Genomic DNA, 17,193 nt, shown 5'->3' on the forward strand with positions numbered 1-17,193 from the left:
CTACCATTTCCCTATTCAAATTCAGCATTTATTATAGCAATTAAATATGAATTTTTTATGCAGAAATTTATTCTTTTGACCTCTATGGAGTTAAAATTTCCTATTCTTCATAATTATTGCATATTTTTCGATTATACTAATTAGAAAATTTACTACTAAAAAAGGACAATGAGCACCAAGATTTCTTTATTACACAGTAGGATTTTATATAATAGTTCATTACTTATAATAGTAAAGATTATATTTAGGAGTTAAAGGGAGTGAGGTTATGCCGTTAAGTATATTCGGTTTTCAGGCATTATGGAGTCCGTATTTAATAGGAATTATTGTTTGTTTAATTATCGTTTATTTTTTGGTTACTGTTGTTTGGAGGAAACACTTCAAAGTTAGTGAATCTCTAAAAAAGAGTGAGGTTATCTATTTTCTAATCGGTATGATTACTTTTTATATCATTAAGGGATCTCCAGTGGATGTAACTTCACTAATCTTGTTTACAATGCACATGGTTCAAATGGTATTTCTACTATTCGTATTGCCAATTTTCATTATTATGGGTATACCATGGTGGATTTGGAAATTAATTATAGAAGCACCTGTTGTAGGAAAGATTTTTAAATACTGTACCTTGCCAGTAGTTTCTGTTTTAGTGTTCACTTTTACGTTTTCTATATATCATATACCATCTGTGTTTGATACGATTAAAACCGATTCAACATTCCATGGTTTAGTCACATTAGTGCTGTTCCTCTCAGCGTTCTTTATGTATTGGCCATTAGTTAATACCGTTCCTGGGCAACCTCAAATGAAAGGGCTTTATAAAATTGGATACATCATTGCAACTGCTATAGCTATTACACCTGCATGTGCAATCATAGTTTTCTCAAAAGAACCTTTGTATTCTACATATACTGATGGTGAAATGTGGTTAAAGGCGATGGCACTTTGTGTTCCAGTTAGCACTTTATCAAACATTTCCATTACTATATCTGGACCTGAATTATTTACAAATTTATCACCGATTAGTGATCAACAAATGGGTGGGGTATTGATGAAGATTATGCAGGAAATTATCTTAGGAACTTTATTAGTCATTGTGTTCCGCCAATGGTGGCGAGATGAACATGTGAATGAAGAACAAATAACTGAAAATGCACTAAAAGAATTTCAAGCGAAAAAAAGAGAACAACAATATTAAGACTCCATATTACCCTTACAAATAAATCCATTAAAAAGGGCTTTCAAAATTTTTGAAAGCCCTTTTTCTTTATTCCTTTACTCGCATAAGTCTTAAGCTATTTAATGATACTAAAAGTGTTGCCCCCATATCTGAAAGAATAGCAATCCAAAGCGTTAACCAACCTGGGATAACTAAAAGTAAAGCAAGCAATTTAATACCGATTGCAAAGGCAATATTAACTTTGATTATATTTAAGGCTTTACGGCTCAATTTCACAGTGAATGGAAGTTTCCTTAAATCATCTCCCATTAACGCAACGTCTGCAGTTTCTAACGCAGTATCTGTACCAGCGCCACCCATTGCAATACCCACTGTAGAAGCGGCTAATGCTGGAGCATCATTTACACCGTCTCCTACCATTGCTACGTTTCCATATTGAGATCTTAATTGTTTAATAAAACTTAATTTATCCTCGGGCATTAATTCTGCTCGTATTTCTGTTACCCCAACATGGCTACCGATCGCTTTCGCAGTACCTTTGTTATCACCCGTTAGCATAATTGTTTTTTGAATGCCAAGTTGGTGCAACTTATTAATTACTTCTTTACTTGATTCACGGACTTCATCAGCTACCGCAATAACACCTAATATTTCATGCTCGGTTCCAATGACCATTGCAGTTTTACCTTGATTTTGAAGTTCCGCTACATCTCTTTCAATATTATTATTAAAGTTTGTAGATGCCATATCCTTAAATAGTTTCGGACTTCCAATATAATAAGTTGTTCCTCCAACAGTACCCATTATTCCCTTACCTGTGATGGAAGTGAAGTCTTCTACTACGACATCAGAATAGGAGATAGAATTATTTTCTGCTTTTTTAATAATTGCTGTAGCGAGTGGATGTTGTGAACGAGTTTCTAAAGCCGTAATCACTGCAAGTAAGTCTTTTTCGTTTACGTTTTCTCCAAACACTTTATAATCCGTTACAACTGGAACACCTTTTGTTAAAGTACCTGTTTTATCAAATGCAATTGCTTTTAAAGCACCCATTTCTTCTAAATAAACTCCACCTTTGATAAGGATACCTTTTTTCGCTGCATTTCCGATTGCCGAAACAATAGAAATCGGTGTGGAAATTACGAGTGCACAAGGACAACCAACAACTAGGACGGATAATCCTTGGTAAACCCAAGTTCCCCAACTGCCATCAAAGAATAGAGGTGGCACCACCGCTACTAATCCAGCAATCACCATAATAATTGGTGTATAGTACTTCGCAAATTTATCAACAAACGCCTGAGATGGTGCTCGTTCAGCTTGTGCTTCTTCTACAAGTTCAATAATTTTTGAAATTGTTGTATCTTCAACTAATTTTGTTATTTTCACTTCAAGCAGGCCCTCTTCATTTAACGTCCCTGCAAACACTTCTTCATCTACAGTTTTGCTAACTGGAACGGACTCACCTGTGATTGCTGCTTGGTTTACAGAGGAATAACCTTTAACAACAACACCATCCATCGCGATTTTCTGACCAGGTTTTACAATCATGATGTCACCAACTGCAATCTCATCTACATGGATCAATAATTCCTGACCGTTTCGTCGAACGAGTGCTTCTTTTGGTGCAATATCCATTAACGAACGAATGGATTGTCTTGCTCGATCCATTGAGAATCGTTCAAGTGCTTCACTAATTGCAAATAGAATGACTACGACTGATGCTTCTGCCCATTCTCCAATGAACGCTGCACCTATTACTGCCACTGTCATAAGTGTTTTCATGTCAAAATCAAGTCGTCGCAGATTTTGTAAACCGACTTTAAAGAGAGAGAATCCCCCAATTACAATCGATGCGATAAACAGTAACGAAGTAATAAGGTTTTCTTCCCCATTTACGAATTGTGAGAGATAACCGAAGACAATGAATAAACCAGCGTATAGTAAAGTACTGTGCTTTTTGTAAAACGGTACTTTTGCTTCTTTAACCTCATTATTCTCTTGCTTTATTTCCCCACTTTGTCGAACTGGTTTATCGGGTAGCACCTTAAGATTCTCGAATGCACCTGCTTTTTCTAATTCTTCAATAGTAGCTTCTCCTACAACACTAATTTTAGAAGCTCCAAAATTTACTTTTGCATCTTGTACTCCTGGGATTTCTTTTACGTTTCGCTCAAACTTTCCTGCACAGTTGGCACAGGAGAAGCCTTCTACTCGAAAGACACTTTTTGCTTCCTCAAATGCTTGAGGTGCAACTGGTTGAGGGGTTGCTTGTCGTTTTGGCTTTTCTGGTGTAACTTTTAAATTTTCAAAGGCACCAGCCTTTTCTAATTCTTCTACGGATGCGTCACCATATACGCTGATTTTAGAAGCACCAAAGTTTACTTTAGCATCTTGGACTCCAGGTATTTCTTTTACATTTCTTTCAAATTTCCCTGCACAGTTTGCACAAGAGAAACCCTCAACTCTAAAGACCTTTTTGTCCTTTAGCTCTTCTGCTGCATTACTCAACTCGAACACCTTCTCTTTGGTGAGCAAAAGCAACTTCAATAAGTTGCTTAACATGATCATCATCTAACGAATAGTAGACTAATTTTCCTTCTTTACGATATTTAGCTATTCCTAAGTTTTTTAACAATCTTAAATGATGAGATGCCGTAGCAGTTGTTGCTCCAACAATATTTGCAACATCACATACGCATAGCTCTTCTTGTGATAACGCATAAGCAATTTTAATCCTTGTATCATCTGACAATGCTTTAAAAATTTTAGCTACTTCAAATGGATTTTCCTTAGATAGTTTATTTTGAATTGATGTTACATTTCCTTCGTTTATACAAGTGATTTCACATACATCTTTTTCTTTCATCAAATTTTCCACCTCTCAATATTCAAATAAACGTTTGACTGTTTATATATTATTTTATGCTTCATCATTCAAATAGTCAAATGTACATTTGATTTAAATTTATGTATTGTATGAATAAAAAAATTGAAATTCCACTATATAAAAAAGCCTTTATAGTATTTGCAATTTTTGATTAGACAATAAAAATAAAGAAAAAAGCCCTCTTTAAATAAAAGGGCTAATCGTGGCAAGTTATTTAGATGTTTTCCGATTCATAATAGCTGGCTTCGGGTCTATTGGACTTTCATCATCATGTGGAAACAATTTATAAGCAAGGATTCCAGATAATAAAGTAGTACTAATAATAATCAACGGTCTATGATCAGTTGGAACATCTTGATAATAATTATTTAACATATAAATTCCTACTATAGCTACAATAACCATTGTTGGAATTACAAATTTCAAACGTCGTTTCTCCATGTATATCACTTCCTTAATTATTGATCATTTAAATATATAATCAAAACAGTGTCATTTTAATAATAACAAGGTTTACTAATTACAGAAGTGCATTAGTTGACAGAATTCGGAACTTTTTAAATAAACTCATTCTCCTCCAATTTATAAATAGGTGAACCAATTTTATATATAAATTTATTCCATGGATTATTCATTTTTTCACTCCTAATGTTCATGATTATGGGAATGAGTGTCATATTCAGTTTTGCAAAGAATCGAATCATTATGTGGGTTTTCTTCACTTTCCATTTGAATTGTCATATGTCCAATTCCTTTATGTTCCAATTCATGTTCAATGAGTAGTAAAACTTTTTCAGAATCCTTTATGGATAATGTACCGTCTACTACTGCATGACACGAGAGCGCATTTTGCCCACTAGTTATTGTCCATACATGTAGATCATGGATACTTTTTATTCCTTGTACATTCTCTATCACTTTAATAATTTCACTTAGATCCACATTGGATGGGGTACCTTCCATTAAAATATGAATTGCAGAATTTGTAACTCGCAACCCGCTTATAAGAACAAGGATTGCAACAATGACACTTGCAACTGGATCAGCCCAACCCCAATTGAAAAACATAATTAATAATGCTGCTACAATCGCTGCAACCGAACCAAGCATATCACTGATTACATGTAGGAAAGCAGCTCTTAAGTTCAAGTTTTCTTTCGTATCCCCACCACGCATCATTATCCATGCAACAAGAATATTTATTATTAACCCAACAACTGCTATCATTAACATCCCATTAGAGACTACTTGAGGTGGATACATGAAACGCTGAATTGCCTCATAAAAAATAAATAGTGCAATAAGTATTAATGTGACACCATTCAAAGCTGCCGCCAGTACTTCAAAACGTTTATAGCCAAAAGTCTTTTTATTATTGGCTACCTTCTCACCTAAAGCAAAAGCTATTAATGCTATTAATAATGAGATTGAATCACTGAGCATATGGCCTGCATCAGATAAAAGGGCTAGACTATTTGTTATAATCCCACCTATAGCCTCAACAATCATATAACCTGTAATAATAATAAATGCAATTAGAAGAGTTTTTTTATTTCCTCCGTGTGTATGGTCATGGTCGTGTCCCATTCATATTTCCTCCTAAATTTCACTTGTTAACATCATCGGTATACTAACTGTGATTAGCATGTTCAATTGTCTGTTTTAACATGTTCATTACGTGTTCATCATCGTGTGAGTAATATAAAAATGTTCCTTCTCTGCGATGTTTAACTAAGCGTAAATTCTTTAAAAAACTTAATTGATGAGAAACTGTAGATTGTCTAAGATCTAAAATATCTGCAATATCATTTACGGAATACTCGTTATTAAAAAGCAAATTAAGAATTCGAATTCTTGTAGGATCCCCTAATGCTTTGAATGTTTGAGATACGATAAATAATGTTTCTTCGTCTAAATCATTTTCATTTTTTCCTAAAGCCTCTTCATATTCTTCTGACATACGATACCCCCTCACTCTATAATTAGTACTAAACATTATAAACAACAACAATACTGATATATGCACATATGTTCATGTATGGTTATATTTTAATTATATTAACATTAATTGTAAATTACTTCACTATAATTGCCACTTGTAAAATTCAACTTTAAATTCAAAAAATCCTCAAATTAGTTCTGGCTATTTACCAAACTAATTTGAGGATTTTTAAACTTTTATATCCTATTAATAACTAAAAAGGAACATATCGTAAGGGATTAACATGACCGACTTTTTGTCCAGCCCAAGTACCAGTATGTAATTCAAAATGTAAATGTGGACCAGTTACACGACCAGTCATACCCATCTTTCCAATCTCTTGTCCTTTTGAAATGGTTTGACCAGCTATAACACCAATTGAATTCATATGAGCATTCACGGATGTAAAAATTTCACCATTAATTGAATGTGTAATTATTACAACATTTCCGTATGTGCTCAGTGGTGCTGCATATGAAACAACTCCATCAGCTGCAGCAACTATAGGTGTGCCTATTGAATTCGCAACATCTACACCATAATGGAACTCTTTCCCACGGAAATTTCTCCAACCATAACCAGATGTGAATGTACCATTTGCAGGGGTTGTCCAAGTACCACTTGATGTTGCAGGTAAATTTGTTGAACCTGTACTGCTACTCCCATTACTCTGTGCAGCAGCGTTTCGTTTTTGTTCTGCCTGACGTGCCAACTCGGCCATACGTTGTTGTTCAGCAATAATTTTAGCTTCTAAATCTTTACTGATTTCATGAACTTCCTGGTATTCTGCTTCCAAAAGTTCCTTTGAATCTTTAAGTTTTTCTTGTTCTGCTTCTAACTGATCAATTAAAGTTGTTTTGTCTGCTTTTTGGCTATCTAACGTTGCTTTTAGAGTTATTAATTCGCCGTGGCTCTTTTCTAGTGATGCAAGCTTGTCTTCTAATTCTATTTTCTTTTTCTCTAACGCTTCTTTATCATTTGCTTGCTCAGCCATGATACTGCGATCTGCTTCCATTAACGTATTAACTGCAGAGAGTCGATCAATAAAGTCAATAAAACTATTTGCCCCTAGCAATACATCTATATAGCTAATTGAACCTCCATTTACCTGCACTGCACGTACACGTTCTTTTAATAGTTCATCTCGATTAGCAATTTTTTCTTCTAACTCTTTTATTTCGCTTTGCAAATCTCCAATTTCTACATTTGTTAGGTTAATATCCGTTTCTAATTTAGTGATACTATCCTCCGTTGTAGTAATTTCCTTATTAAGCTTCAATATTTGTTCTAATAACTTTTTTTGTTCGGTCTGATTTGCTTGGATATCATTTTCTTTTTCTTTAATTTCACTATTTAATTCTGTCTTTTTTTGTTCAATTTCAGATTGCTTACCTTTTAAATTATTTAAATTATTTGCAGTGGCTGGTGAACCGAATAAAAGCGTTGAAATTAACAACACAGAAGTTCCGGTCAAAGCATAGCTACTTAATTTCCTTTTCAATTAATAAATCCTCCTAATGCTATAAACCGATTTAAACTGACAAATAGCTATTGTATATACTCTTTATCTACCTGTTTCAACAAATTTCATTATACCATTCTAAATTAATAGCTAATTTTACAGTTTGATTTCAAAATTAAGGAGAAGTTATGCACTTTTTCACACAAAAAAGGATTGAACAAAAAAATGTCAATCCTAACAGAACAGGCATTTAATTATAACAATTTCAGATAGGCTCCTATTATTGCTAGTCCTATTAGAGTAAAAATTAAAACCTTAAATGTTGAAGATTTGAGTAATGCTGGGTATAAAATTTCTGATACTGTAACCATAAAGATTATTCCTATAGTAAAACTAATTAAGGTTGTGTTTGTTGTCGGGTGATCAAATCCTAAAAAACCACCAATAAAGACACCTAAAGGAATTGGAATCGATACAATAAAGGTAATTAAAAATCCAATAAAGATATTTATACCCGCTAAAATTAAAGGAGTAAACAAAATAATTCCTTCGGGGATACTATGGAATAAGAGTGTTTGCAATAATGTCATTGTAAAATCAGATTCTTGACTTGCTCCTAAAGTGATTCCCATAGGTACATTGTGAACTGAGAAACTAAACATTAATATTAAGCCTGTACGAATATACAATTTTTTCTTTGAAGTACTTTTTATACCTTGGTAATAGTGCAACCCATTATGTAAAACTTCGAATAGGATCATCCCTATAGTAAATCCAACAAAGGTACTTAACCAACCGCCTAATTCGATTGCTTCAGGGAAAATTTCAAAACTAATTAAGCCTAGGATTATACCTGCACAGAGTCCATAAATGATATCTACCTTCTGTTGTAATCCCTTAAAAAGCCAGGCAATCGTTCCACCTATTAATATACCTGAAGAAGTACATAAAAAACCCAATAACCACATTCCACATTATCACCTTTCAATGAGTATAATTAGTGGTATGGTTATTCAAAGGAATTTATGAATATGGAAACTTTATTACGCCTTGTTATTTGATAACTACTGCTCTTAGTATAACAAATGTAAGATATCCAATTAAACCTCCCGATGTGTTTGTGATCAAGTCCGTAACATCAAAAATTCTAGTTTCTATACCATTCCACCACACACTAAGTAACTGATAACTTTCAATGGCTAAACTAAAAAATAAAGTTGTAACAACTGTTTTTAGCATGCCTTTTTTCGTAATACTCGGATATAAGAAACCAAAAGGCACCATCATGAGGATGTTTAATACAATTTCTCGAATTGCGCCATCATATTTTAATCTTAAATCTCTGAATGGGATAAAATTAGCCGTCTCCATAAATCCTTTGTTCATTCCGCTAAATGGCATAGTAAACGGCATAAGCGTTACAAATAAAACCAATACAACATAAAGATACATTAATGTTTTGATTGTTAATGCCCATTTTAATTCTCTCTTCCACTTTTTGTAAAAGAAAATATTATATATCAGTGCTAATAATAGAAAATCAATAAAATAATCCAATTTTATTTCTCCTTAACTACGCATCATACGCAATAAGATTCTCTAACTCACTTTTACAAAAACTACATAAAATAATTTCAAACAAAACAGGTTTATCAAATATTTTTATCGAAACAATATTCCTTTTGTCATGAAAAAACTTCTAACACTTGATATGAATGTACATCACACAACAAGTTTGTTAGAAGTTATACTACATTTGGAGATTGCCTTTTTGAGCATTTACTATGAATCTAGATTTGGAACAATAACAAACAAATCGAACATACTCCAAGCAATAATAAATCCAAATAAAATTACAAACCAAAACCATTTAGACCTTAACATTATTTCACCTTCTCATCTAATACAACATGTTTGTGTGTTGTTAGAATTTCAACGCTTCAACTTCTTTTCTCAATACGTAATTTATTTCAGAACCTTAGAGTTTACCTTGTTCTACTTCTTTAGCAAATTGATTTAAATATATTAAAAGAGCCTCTCGAAATTCAATAACAAATTCTCTGTCTTTAAAAAGTAACATATCTTTCTTCTTTCCTAAAATGCCTTCTAAACTCCAATGAAGGAATTTCAACTTTTGATTCGTTTGTTGCTCTAAATAAAACAAATACTTTGTTTTAAATAACAATTTCATCATAAATGGTGCAGGGCGACCCGTTAACAAAACTCGATCCCTTTTTGCGACAGCAACAAGTCGTTCGTAAAATTCAGATTCACCTAAAAAATTTACGTATACTTGATATGGTAATTGTGCTGCAAGATCTTCTTCCACCATCACTCGAAATTCATATAACTTTGTAGTTTTATTTTCCATTATCCAACTCCACTTACACTACCATTTTTATTTTGTACTAACTTAAACTCGAGGCAAACGAAAATATATTAACTTAAAGAAATTATTCTGGCATTATCTGCTTCATATAATTCAAAATACTTTCGTCTGTCATTTCGCCGGTGATTATTTTTTCTATTTTTCCTTCTGGGTTTACTAAAACAGTTGTTGGTAGGGGTTTAATATTATAAGCACTCATCACGCTTTTAGACTTATCTATTAAAACTGGAAAAGTCAACCCTTTCCGTTCTACATAATTATTTACTGTAAAATCAGTTTCTGCAATATTTACTGCTAATACTTGAATCCCCTCATCTTGATATTCTTGATAATATTTATCAATTATTGGAAATTCCCTTTCACAGGGTTTACACCAAGTTCCCCAAAAATTCAAAAAGACTCCTTGTCCTTTGTATTCTGATAATTTGTGGGTTTTCCCATTCATATCAACAAGTTCAAAATCTGGAGCAGTATCTCCAACTTGTATTACTTCTCTTTTTTCTTTCGTAAGACTATTGTAAATAGTAAAGACTATTGCTCCACACATTATGATCAAAATAATTAGGCGCATAAATAATCTTCTTCTTTTTTTATCCATAGTAGAACATACCCTCTCTTACATCTAAGTGAAAATTTTGTTCTAAAATCCTGTAAATCCTCCGAAAAGTGGTGTTAAAAATGCAATAATTTTTGTCATCATATCGAAGTACAATAAGATCCCCATTATTATCATTAATCCCCCACCAAATTTCATAAACAAACTACTTCTCTTTTGAAGGAACTTCATTTTTCCAATAAATAACGACATGATTAGGAATGGAATAGCGAACCCTAGTACGTAAAATAACATATAAAATATGCCTTTACCGGGATCAGACATACCTAAAGCAATAACACTAGCTAATATTGGACCTGTACAAGGAGTCCAACCTGCAGCAAAGCCCATACCGATAACCACAGATCCTATGGCACCTTCAGGTCTTTTCTTAAACTGAACCCTTTTTTCAGAAAGTAAAAAGTCAAACTTAAAAACACCTAGTATTACTAAACCAAAAAAGACCATAATAATTGCTCCAATTTGTCTTAATAAATCCTGATTTTGAATAAATAGGGTACCAATAAATGAAGTAGAGAATCCTAAGGCCATAAAAATAATAGAGAACCCAAGTAAAAACAGTAAAGTATGTACCAATGCTTTTCGATTGAATACTCCCTTATCCTCTTTTAGCTCATTTAAAGAGATCCCCGTTACATAAGAAAGAAACGCTGGGTATAACGGTAATGAACATGGTGAAATAAACGACAGTAAGCCGGCCCCGAACGCTAGGAATAAACTTAGTTCTAACAAATCATTTCACTTCTCCTTTCTTACAACCATATCTGCAATTTAGGTTCAATTACTTCGATTTCTTGAATAACAAAAACATGCAGATGCTTATTAAAGTAAAGGCTACTAAGGCTAAAAAAGGGATTGTTATAAAACCAAACCAATTGATGTATTGGGCACTACATGGAACTCCACTTACACATGGTTTAATTCCTCCAAAGCCCGGTACTTTCTGCTCAAGATAATGGAAAAATGAAATAACTCCACCAATAACTGATAGAGGTAAAACAAATTTTTTAACAGATAGATCACTCTGGAAAGTTCCAATACCTAAAATCAAAACCAATGGGTACATAAAAATTCGTTGAATCCAACATAAATCACAGGGAATAAATCCTTTTATTTCGCTAAAATAAAGACTTCCTGAAGTAGCGACAAGAGATACAAACCAAGCAAAATATAATATCCATACCTTTTTATCACTTTGAGTACGTTGAGTACGAGTTTCACCCATTATTATCAGCCTCTAATTCACTTTCGATTACTTCCTTTATTGCCTCATAATCAAATGGGTCCTCCATTGTAACTCCATTGATTTTAATGGTAGGTGTTTGAGAAACATTATGTTTCGTAAATAAATCTTTATCAATATTTACTAGATCCATTGTTAATTCTTGTTCAACATCTTGTTTTAATTGTTCTTGGCTAATAGAAGGAAATTCACTTGCAAGCTCAAGTAATTTATCTGAAGTCACCCATACATCATCATGACTAGTTACTTCTGGTTGAGCCGCAAATACTTTTTTCTGAAAATCCCAATAAACGTTTGGATCTTGTTTGTACACGGATTCTGCTCCTAATGCAGCCACAACAGACTCATTACCATGGAATAAAACGTTTACATAAGAAAATTTAACATCACCTGATAAAACATACTCTTCTACAAGTTGAGGATAAATTGTCTCTCCCCACGCCTTACATGACGGACATTTAAAATCACCAAATTCTACAACCGTTACTGGAGCACTCTCGTCACCTAGTATTGGTTGTCCTGTTAAATCTACTTCTTCTCTAACAACTTCTGATTCTTCTGGTGCTTGGTTATTACTAATTATTACAATGGCCGCAAGTAAGACAACTGCAGCTAACGTAAGAATTACTGTAAATTTCATAGTTGAATTTTTCAAAACAAAAAACTCCTTTTTGTTTATTTCATGTAAATTGTATTAAGTGTTTAAGAGGGTTATTTAATATATAAAGGTGATTTTTTGCACACTCCTTTCATTTTAATCGAAATTGTAACAAATTAAATAAATCAATCAAACACTTATTTGAATATAAGATTGACAATATTGTGACTTTTATTGTGCAATTATGCTTATTTCAGTAAGATAATTTGCAGAACTATAAGGAGTTGATACGGTTGAAGAGAAAGCTTATTGGCCTTGTGACTATTCTGGTTGTCGCAACTATTCTTGGTGCTTGTAGCAATTATAAATTCGAAGCAACAACGGAATATGAAATTGAGGATTTTGAAACGATTAGTCACCGTGGTGAGACAGTTACACTTGAAAGTTTAAAAGGCAAACCTTGGCTAGCGATGTTCATTTTTACTAGTTGTACGACAGTTTGTCAGCCCATGACATTCAATATGTCTGAAATTCAAAAGGAACTAATTGAACGAGACGTAGAAGACTATAATATAGTGGCATTTTCAGTTGATCCTGCAATTGATACACCAGAAAAACTATCTGAATACTTAAGTTTTTTTGAAATCCCAGATGAAACAAAATGGAATTTAGTAACAGGCTATGATCAATCTTATATTGAGCAATTTGCATTAAATAATTTTAAGGCACTTGTTAAAAAGCCTCAGGAAGGCGATCAAGTCATGCATGGTACTTCTTTCTACTTAGTAGATGAAAAAGGGATTGCCGTAAAAAACTACTCTGGTTTATCACAAGATACTCAGGAAGTTCCTTACGAGACAATTGCAATTGACATGAAGACATTGATTAAAGAGAGATTAGATAAATAATTCTGAGTCGAATTCCCCAATTTCTACATACGTTTCAAACGAGGATTAGCTTGGCTACTTGGCATCAAATTTCTTTTGGGCTGAGTAGCCTAATTAATATGGCGTTATACAGATTTTTTAAAGAAGAAGTATTTGCCTTTCTACTTTCTTTAAATAGCTTTACTAAGGTTTTAACCGAAATAAGTATAAACTTAAAATATGCAATTTTTATGGAGAATTAAAAGATTACGTTTTACAAGTTTAATAAAAAATGAATTAATATATTTCTGCATATTTTCTCCATAACTCTTTTCTATAATAACTTCGAATATAACATTACAATATATGGAGGTTTAAAATGAAAAAATTATTATTACCCCTTTTAGGTGCTATTTTGCTCACACTAACAGCTTGTAGTGCAACAGAAGATTCACAAGGACGTGGGGAACAAGTTCAAAATCAAGGAACTGAGGGATTAAAAAACATATCACAAAATCCTCTATCTGGAGACCTTCAGGAATTGACTACTTCTGCCAATGAACCACCAAAATTTTTAGATTCGCAATCTGAAGAAATTCGTCTTGTTTATGCAGCAGCAGGACAAGCAAGCGATATATTACAGTGGATCCCTTGTTATTGTGGTTGTGGCGAGTCAGCAGGACACCGTAGCAACTTAAACTGTTTTATTGCTGAAACTCATGAAGATGGTTCAATTGTTTGGGATGACCACGGTACACGTTGTGGTGTTTGCCTAGAAATTGCAATCGAGTCGGTTCAGCTACATCAAGATGGAAAAACTGTAAAAGAAATACGTGAAACAATTGATACAAAATACAAAGATGGTTATGCTCCACCAACACCAACAGAAATGCCAGCTTAACATGATTACAAAACGATATATCATTTTTAAAGGCCTTCCGAAATTGAGTGGAAGGCCTTTATTAAAAGTATGATTGTTATTAAGAAGTGCTATTAATTTAAATAGCCTCTACTTGTCCCATCATGCCATTTTCTTCGTGTTCAAGGATGTGACAGTGGAACATGTAAATTCCTTTATTCGGAAATTTTACAGCTAATTTTACAGTTTGATCTGGTTCAATGGATACTGTATCCTTCCAGCCCTGTAAACTTGCAGGTGGTTCTTCACCATCAATTGAAACGACTTTAAATTGTGTTCCATGAATATGGAATGGATGTGTCATACCACCCATCATATCTGGTTTGTTGTAAATTTCCCAAATTTCAGTCTCACCTTGTTTTTGGGTGAAATCAATTCGGTTCATATCAAATTGTTTACCATTTATTGTTACAATTTTTCCCATTCCAAAGAGTTCCAATTTTTTCGTTACAGGTAAGTTTCTCTCTTCATCAGTAACAGCAAAATCATTTAAACTTTTTGAAATTTTAGTTGAATTTGCTTTTTGCTCATCAATTTCAAATGGTAATAAAATTGTATCCACTTCATTTACTAATGCGATATTACTTTTTGAATCAAATTTTGAAAAATCAACGATAATTTCTGCTCTTTCACCTGGTGTTAATGTAATTTCCCTCAAAGTAGTTGGTTTATTTAAGAATCCACCATCCGTAGCAATTTGTTGAAACGTATCTCCCTTATTTAATTTAAATGTATAATTACGTGCATTCGCTCCGTTTAATAAACGAAGTCTTACTTTTTCTTTTCCCACTGTAAGTTTCGGATTTAAAGTTCCATTAACTAATAAGGTATCTCCAATTGTACCATCTTCATTTAGAGCTGCTTGATAATCAAATTGCTTTTCCTCAGTAAATTGTCTATCTTGGAATACTATAGGAAAATCATTTTCACCATATTGACTAGGTAATCCCAGTTTTTTAGAATTTTCATCTTCCACATAAATAAAACCAGCTAAGCCTTTATATACTTGTTCAGCTGTAGCACCTACTGGATGTGGATGGAACCATAATGTAGACGCACCTTGACTTACTGTAAACTTCACATCTTCTGATTCACCTGGTTTTAGTATTTGATGTGGACCACCATCACCTTCACCTGGAATCTCTACGCCGTGCCAATGAAATGTTGTTGGTTCGGATAAATCATTTTTTGTTCTAAATGTTACTTTTTCACCTTCAGTTATTTTTATAACTGGTCCTAAGAATGATCCGTTATATCCGTATGTTTTAGTTTGAATACCTTTGAAAATTTCAGTAGAACCTTGTTGAGCTATAATATCAACTATTCCATCTTTTGGTTCAAGTAAGGGTGGAAGTGCAAGTTCGTTTTCTCCAGTTGAATTATTTAAAGGTAATGGATTTGTATGGCTTGCATGCCCGTTATCCATATTTGCCATTTCTTCTTCCGTCATGTTGGAATGGTCCATTCCCTCCATATTTGCCATTTCTTCATCTGTCATGTTCGAATGATCCATGGTTTCATTTTTATCGGATTCTGAACTACTTGCACTACAACCACCAATAATAACAGTACCAACTAGTAGGGTAGTAATTAATAATTTAGATTTCATTATGTTTCCTCCTTATGTCTCATTCCAATTAAACTGTAACAAAAAAATATGGAGAAATTATGGAGTTATGGACTCTATTTTAAAAATTTTAATTATAGATTTACCTCTAGCATATAGTTATTCGAGGTGAAAAAACATGAAATATAGAATACAAATTCTCTTGGGCTATATTCTATTATTATTTGTACTACCTATGATTGTAGCGAACTCACTCACACGAAACTTTTATTCCTATGGTTAATAATGGTAGTGGTAAAACACCAGTTTATCATTCAAGTTCAAACATTATGGAATTTGAAAATAGTATTAAAAATTATTTTGAACTTAACTCCATTCGTCCATATCTCATTAGTCAACTTAAAAATAATAACTATGATTTAGTAATTGATTTACACCGAGATTCTGCAAAAAGAGATATATCCACACTTAAATACAATAATGAAACATATGGTAAACTCTATTTTGTAGTAGGAGAAGATAATCCAAATTATTCCTCAAATAAAACTTTGGCTAATAATATCTCAACTAAATTGAACGAATTGATACCTGGAATATCCCGTGGTGTTATTGGAAAAAAGGGCGATCATGTAGACAGTATTTATAATCAAGATTTATCTAAAAACATGGTATTAATTGAACTTGGGGGAATTGAAAATACGCAAGATGAGATTAATCGTACAATATCAGTACTTTCTAAAGCTATTTCAGTTGTTTTGCAATAATCTTTTCTTAAAAATTCTTATCTAGTGACAAACTTGAATTAATCACAATATTATTCCATTAAGTGGAAAAAAGTGTATCCCTGTAAATAAAGGTACACTTTCATCCTTACTCATTATTCTTGCAAAATTATCGACTTTGTGAATTCTTTTATTTTTTTATCCTCCATATTAGAAAAAGAACCATAGATATGATAATTAAAATTTTCCACTTTAGCTCCACCTGTAAAAATCCGTAAACTGTACCAGCTTCCATAATTAGTGAAGGAATTTTCCCTAAAGTACTTCCGATTACAAACAAACTTAGAGAGACTTTGGAAAACGCACTCCCTAACGTTATTACACCTGATGGAACAAATGGAAGTATTCTTAAACTAAGAATACTCCAAAACGCTTTGTATCCTTCGAGATTTTTTAGTTTTAATATTACTGGATGTTGAAAATCTTTAAATTGCCATTTCTTTAATCCTTTCCGATATAAAACAAAACTAAATATTGCACCAAGGCCCTCACCAATGATTGAAACTATTAACCCGTTATATAGACCAAAAAATAAAAGATTAGCTGCTGTAATAAATACACTAGGTAATACACCCATAATACTTATAAATATATTAAGAAATACACTAATTAATATTGCAAGTATACCTGCATGTTCAAATAACTGAAGAAAAGTATTTGTCATAGTTCAACTCATTCTTTTAATTAGTTTTAACTATAAATC

The 17,193-nt window shown here is 32.8% G+C and carries 19 protein-coding genes; 4 read left to right on the plus strand and 15 right to left on the minus strand.

Features of this window, described 5'->3' with window-relative positions; genetic code table 11:
- Window positions 1-268: 268 nt before the first annotated feature.
- Window positions 269-1,195, plus strand: coding sequence for a cytochrome c oxidase assembly factor CtaG (gene ctaG, locus CRO00_RS16020; RefSeq protein ID WP_097074677.1), 927 nt, complete (start codon window positions 269-271; stop codon window positions 1,193-1,195).
- Between the two features lie 69 nt (window positions 1,196-1,264).
- Here the strand turns inward: ctaG and CRO00_RS16025 are convergent, their stop codons facing one another.
- From CRO00_RS16025 to CRO00_RS16085, 13 genes are all read right to left on the minus strand, one after another.
- On the minus strand, window positions 1,265-3,688 hold the full coding sequence (locus CRO00_RS16025) for a heavy metal translocating P-type ATPase (protein WP_097074678.1): 2,424 nt from the start codon (window positions 3,686-3,688) through the stop codon (window positions 1,265-1,267).
- A complete protein-coding gene (locus CRO00_RS16030; protein WP_097074679.1) occupies window positions 3,681-4,046 on the minus strand; it encodes an ArsR/SmtB family transcription factor in 366 nt (121 codons plus the stop codon). The genes CRO00_RS16025 and CRO00_RS16030 overlap by 8 nt, the downstream gene beginning before the upstream one ends.
- Window positions 4,047-4,277: 231 nt before the next feature.
- The gene (locus CRO00_RS16035; protein WP_097074680.1) at window positions 4,278-4,508 is read right to left on the minus strand and encodes a hypothetical protein; all 231 of its coding nucleotides are present in this window, start codon (window positions 4,506-4,508) and stop codon (window positions 4,278-4,280) included.
- A gap of 204 nt (window positions 4,509-4,712) precedes the next feature.
- A complete protein-coding gene (locus tag CRO00_RS16040) occupies window positions 4,713-5,654 on the minus strand; it encodes a cation diffusion facilitator family transporter (protein ID WP_097074681.1) in 942 nt (313 codons plus the stop codon).
- 43 nt (window positions 5,655-5,697) lie between these two features.
- Window positions 5,698-6,027: an ArsR/SmtB family transcription factor gene (locus tag CRO00_RS16045; RefSeq protein WP_097074682.1), complete on the minus strand. Its 330-nt coding sequence runs from the start codon at window positions 6,025-6,027 to the stop codon at window positions 5,698-5,700.
- Between the two features lie 235 nt (window positions 6,028-6,262).
- Window positions 6,263-7,549: a murein hydrolase activator EnvC family protein gene (locus CRO00_RS20575; protein ID WP_097074683.1), complete on the minus strand. Its 1,287-nt coding sequence runs from the start codon at window positions 7,547-7,549 to the stop codon at window positions 6,263-6,265.
- A gap of 215 nt (window positions 7,550-7,764) precedes the next feature.
- The gene (locus CRO00_RS16055; RefSeq protein ID WP_097074684.1) at window positions 7,765-8,478 is read right to left on the minus strand and encodes a ZIP family metal transporter; all 714 of its coding nucleotides are present in this window, start codon (window positions 8,476-8,478) and stop codon (window positions 7,765-7,767) included.
- A gap of 85 nt (window positions 8,479-8,563) precedes the next feature.
- Window positions 8,564-9,067 carry a VanZ family protein gene (locus CRO00_RS16060; RefSeq protein WP_097074685.1) on the minus strand — a complete coding sequence of 168 codons (504 nt, stop codon included), beginning with the start codon at window positions 9,065-9,067 and terminating at the stop codon, window positions 8,564-8,566.
- Between the two features lie 421 nt (window positions 9,068-9,488).
- Entirely contained in the window at window positions 9,489-9,881 is a 393-nt protein-coding gene (locus CRO00_RS16065; protein WP_097074686.1) for a hypothetical protein, read from the minus strand.
- An 82-nt stretch (window positions 9,882-9,963) separates the two neighbouring features.
- Complete coding sequence (gene resA, locus CRO00_RS16070) at window positions 9,964-10,497, minus strand: thiol-disulfide oxidoreductase ResA (protein WP_097074687.1); 534 nt, start codon at window positions 10,495-10,497, stop codon at window positions 9,964-9,966.
- A 42-nt stretch (window positions 10,498-10,539) separates the two neighbouring features.
- Window positions 10,540-11,247, minus strand: a complete 708-nt coding sequence (locus CRO00_RS16075) for a cytochrome c biogenesis CcdA family protein (protein WP_097074688.1) — start codon at window positions 11,245-11,247, stop codon at window positions 10,540-10,542.
- A 49-nt stretch (window positions 11,248-11,296) separates the two neighbouring features.
- On the minus strand, window positions 11,297-11,740 hold the full coding sequence (locus CRO00_RS16080; protein WP_097074689.1) for a disulfide oxidoreductase: 444 nt from the start codon (window positions 11,738-11,740) through the stop codon (window positions 11,297-11,299).
- Window positions 11,733-12,413 (minus strand): thioredoxin domain-containing protein, encoded by a 681-nt coding sequence (locus CRO00_RS16085; RefSeq protein WP_237658451.1) that lies wholly within the window; start codon window positions 12,411-12,413, stop codon window positions 11,733-11,735. Before CRO00_RS16085 ends, CRO00_RS16080 begins: the two co-directional genes overlap by 8 nt.
- Before the next feature lie 236 nt (window positions 12,414-12,649).
- Between CRO00_RS16085 and CRO00_RS16090 the strand changes: the two genes are divergently transcribed.
- A complete protein-coding gene (locus CRO00_RS16090) occupies window positions 12,650-13,264 on the plus strand; it encodes an SCO family protein (RefSeq protein ID WP_097074690.1) in 615 nt (204 codons plus the stop codon).
- A 337-nt stretch (window positions 13,265-13,601) separates the two neighbouring features.
- Window positions 13,602-14,123, plus strand: coding sequence for a PCYCGC motif-containing (lipo)protein (locus tag CRO00_RS16095; protein ID WP_097074691.1), 522 nt, complete (start codon window positions 13,602-13,604; stop codon window positions 14,121-14,123).
- A 97-nt stretch (window positions 14,124-14,220) separates the two neighbouring features.
- On the opposite strand, the gene CRO00_RS16100 is transcribed toward CRO00_RS16095, so the two are convergent.
- Complete coding sequence (locus CRO00_RS16100) at window positions 14,221-15,750, minus strand: multicopper oxidase family protein (protein WP_097074692.1); 1,530 nt, start codon at window positions 15,748-15,750, stop codon at window positions 14,221-14,223.
- A 233-nt stretch (window positions 15,751-15,983) separates the two neighbouring features.
- Between CRO00_RS16100 and CRO00_RS16105 the strand changes: the two genes are divergently transcribed.
- On the plus strand, window positions 15,984-16,472 hold the full coding sequence (locus CRO00_RS16105; protein WP_097074693.1) for a stage II sporulation protein P: 489 nt from the start codon (window positions 15,984-15,986) through the stop codon (window positions 16,470-16,472).
- Between the two features lie 148 nt (window positions 16,473-16,620).
- Here the strand turns inward: CRO00_RS16105 and CRO00_RS16110 are convergent, their stop codons facing one another.
- Window positions 16,621-17,154 (minus strand): TVP38/TMEM64 family protein, encoded by a 534-nt coding sequence (locus CRO00_RS16110; RefSeq protein ID WP_097074694.1) that lies wholly within the window; start codon window positions 17,152-17,154, stop codon window positions 16,621-16,623.
- Between the last annotated feature and the right edge of the window lie 39 nt (window positions 17,155-17,193).

This window comes from Ureibacillus xyleni, assembly GCF_900217795.1.
Lineage (GTDB): Bacteria > Bacillota > Bacilli > Bacillales_A > Planococcaceae > Ureibacillus > Ureibacillus xyleni.

Coding starts and splice junctions, on each gene's coding strand:
- ctaG (WP_097074677.1), top strand. CDS start 269: ATGCCGTTAAGTATATTCGGTTTTCAGGCATTATGGAGTCCGTATTTA.
- CRO00_RS16030 (WP_097074679.1), bottom strand. CDS start 4,046: ATGAAAGAAAAAGATGTATGTGAAATCACTTGTATAAACGAAGGAAAT.
- CRO00_RS16035 (WP_097074680.1), bottom strand. CDS start 4,508: ATGGAGAAACGACGTTTGAAATTTGTAATTCCAACAATGGTTATTGTA.
- CRO00_RS16040 (WP_097074681.1), bottom strand. CDS start 5,654: ATGGGACACGACCATGACCATACACACGGAGGAAATAAAAAAACTCTT.
- CRO00_RS16045 (WP_097074682.1), bottom strand. CDS start 6,027: ATGTCAGAAGAATATGAAGAGGCTTTAGGAAAAAATGAAAATGATTTA.
- CRO00_RS16055 (WP_097074684.1), bottom strand. CDS start 8,478: ATGTGGTTATTGGGTTTTTTATGTACTTCTTCAGGTATATTAATAGGT.
- CRO00_RS16065 (WP_097074686.1), bottom strand. CDS start 9,881: ATGGAAAATAAAACTACAAAGTTATATGAATTTCGAGTGATGGTGGAA.
- resA (WP_097074687.1), bottom strand. CDS start 10,497: ATGGATAAAAAAAGAAGAAGATTATTTATGCGCCTAATTATTTTGATC.
- CRO00_RS16080 (WP_097074689.1), bottom strand. CDS start 11,740: ATGGGTGAAACTCGTACTCAACGTACTCAAAGTGATAAAAAGGTATGG.
- CRO00_RS16095 (WP_097074691.1), top strand. CDS start 13,602: ATGAAAAAATTATTATTACCCCTTTTAGGTGCTATTTTGCTCACACTA.
- CRO00_RS16100 (WP_097074692.1), bottom strand. CDS start 15,750: ATGAAATCTAAATTATTAATTACTACCCTACTAGTTGGTACTGTTATT.
- CRO00_RS16105 (WP_097074693.1), top strand. CDS start 15,984: ATGGTTAATAATGGTAGTGGTAAAACACCAGTTTATCATTCAAGTTCA.
- CRO00_RS16110 (WP_097074694.1), bottom strand. CDS start 17,154: ATGACAAATACTTTTCTTCAGTTATTTGAACATGCAGGTATACTTGCA.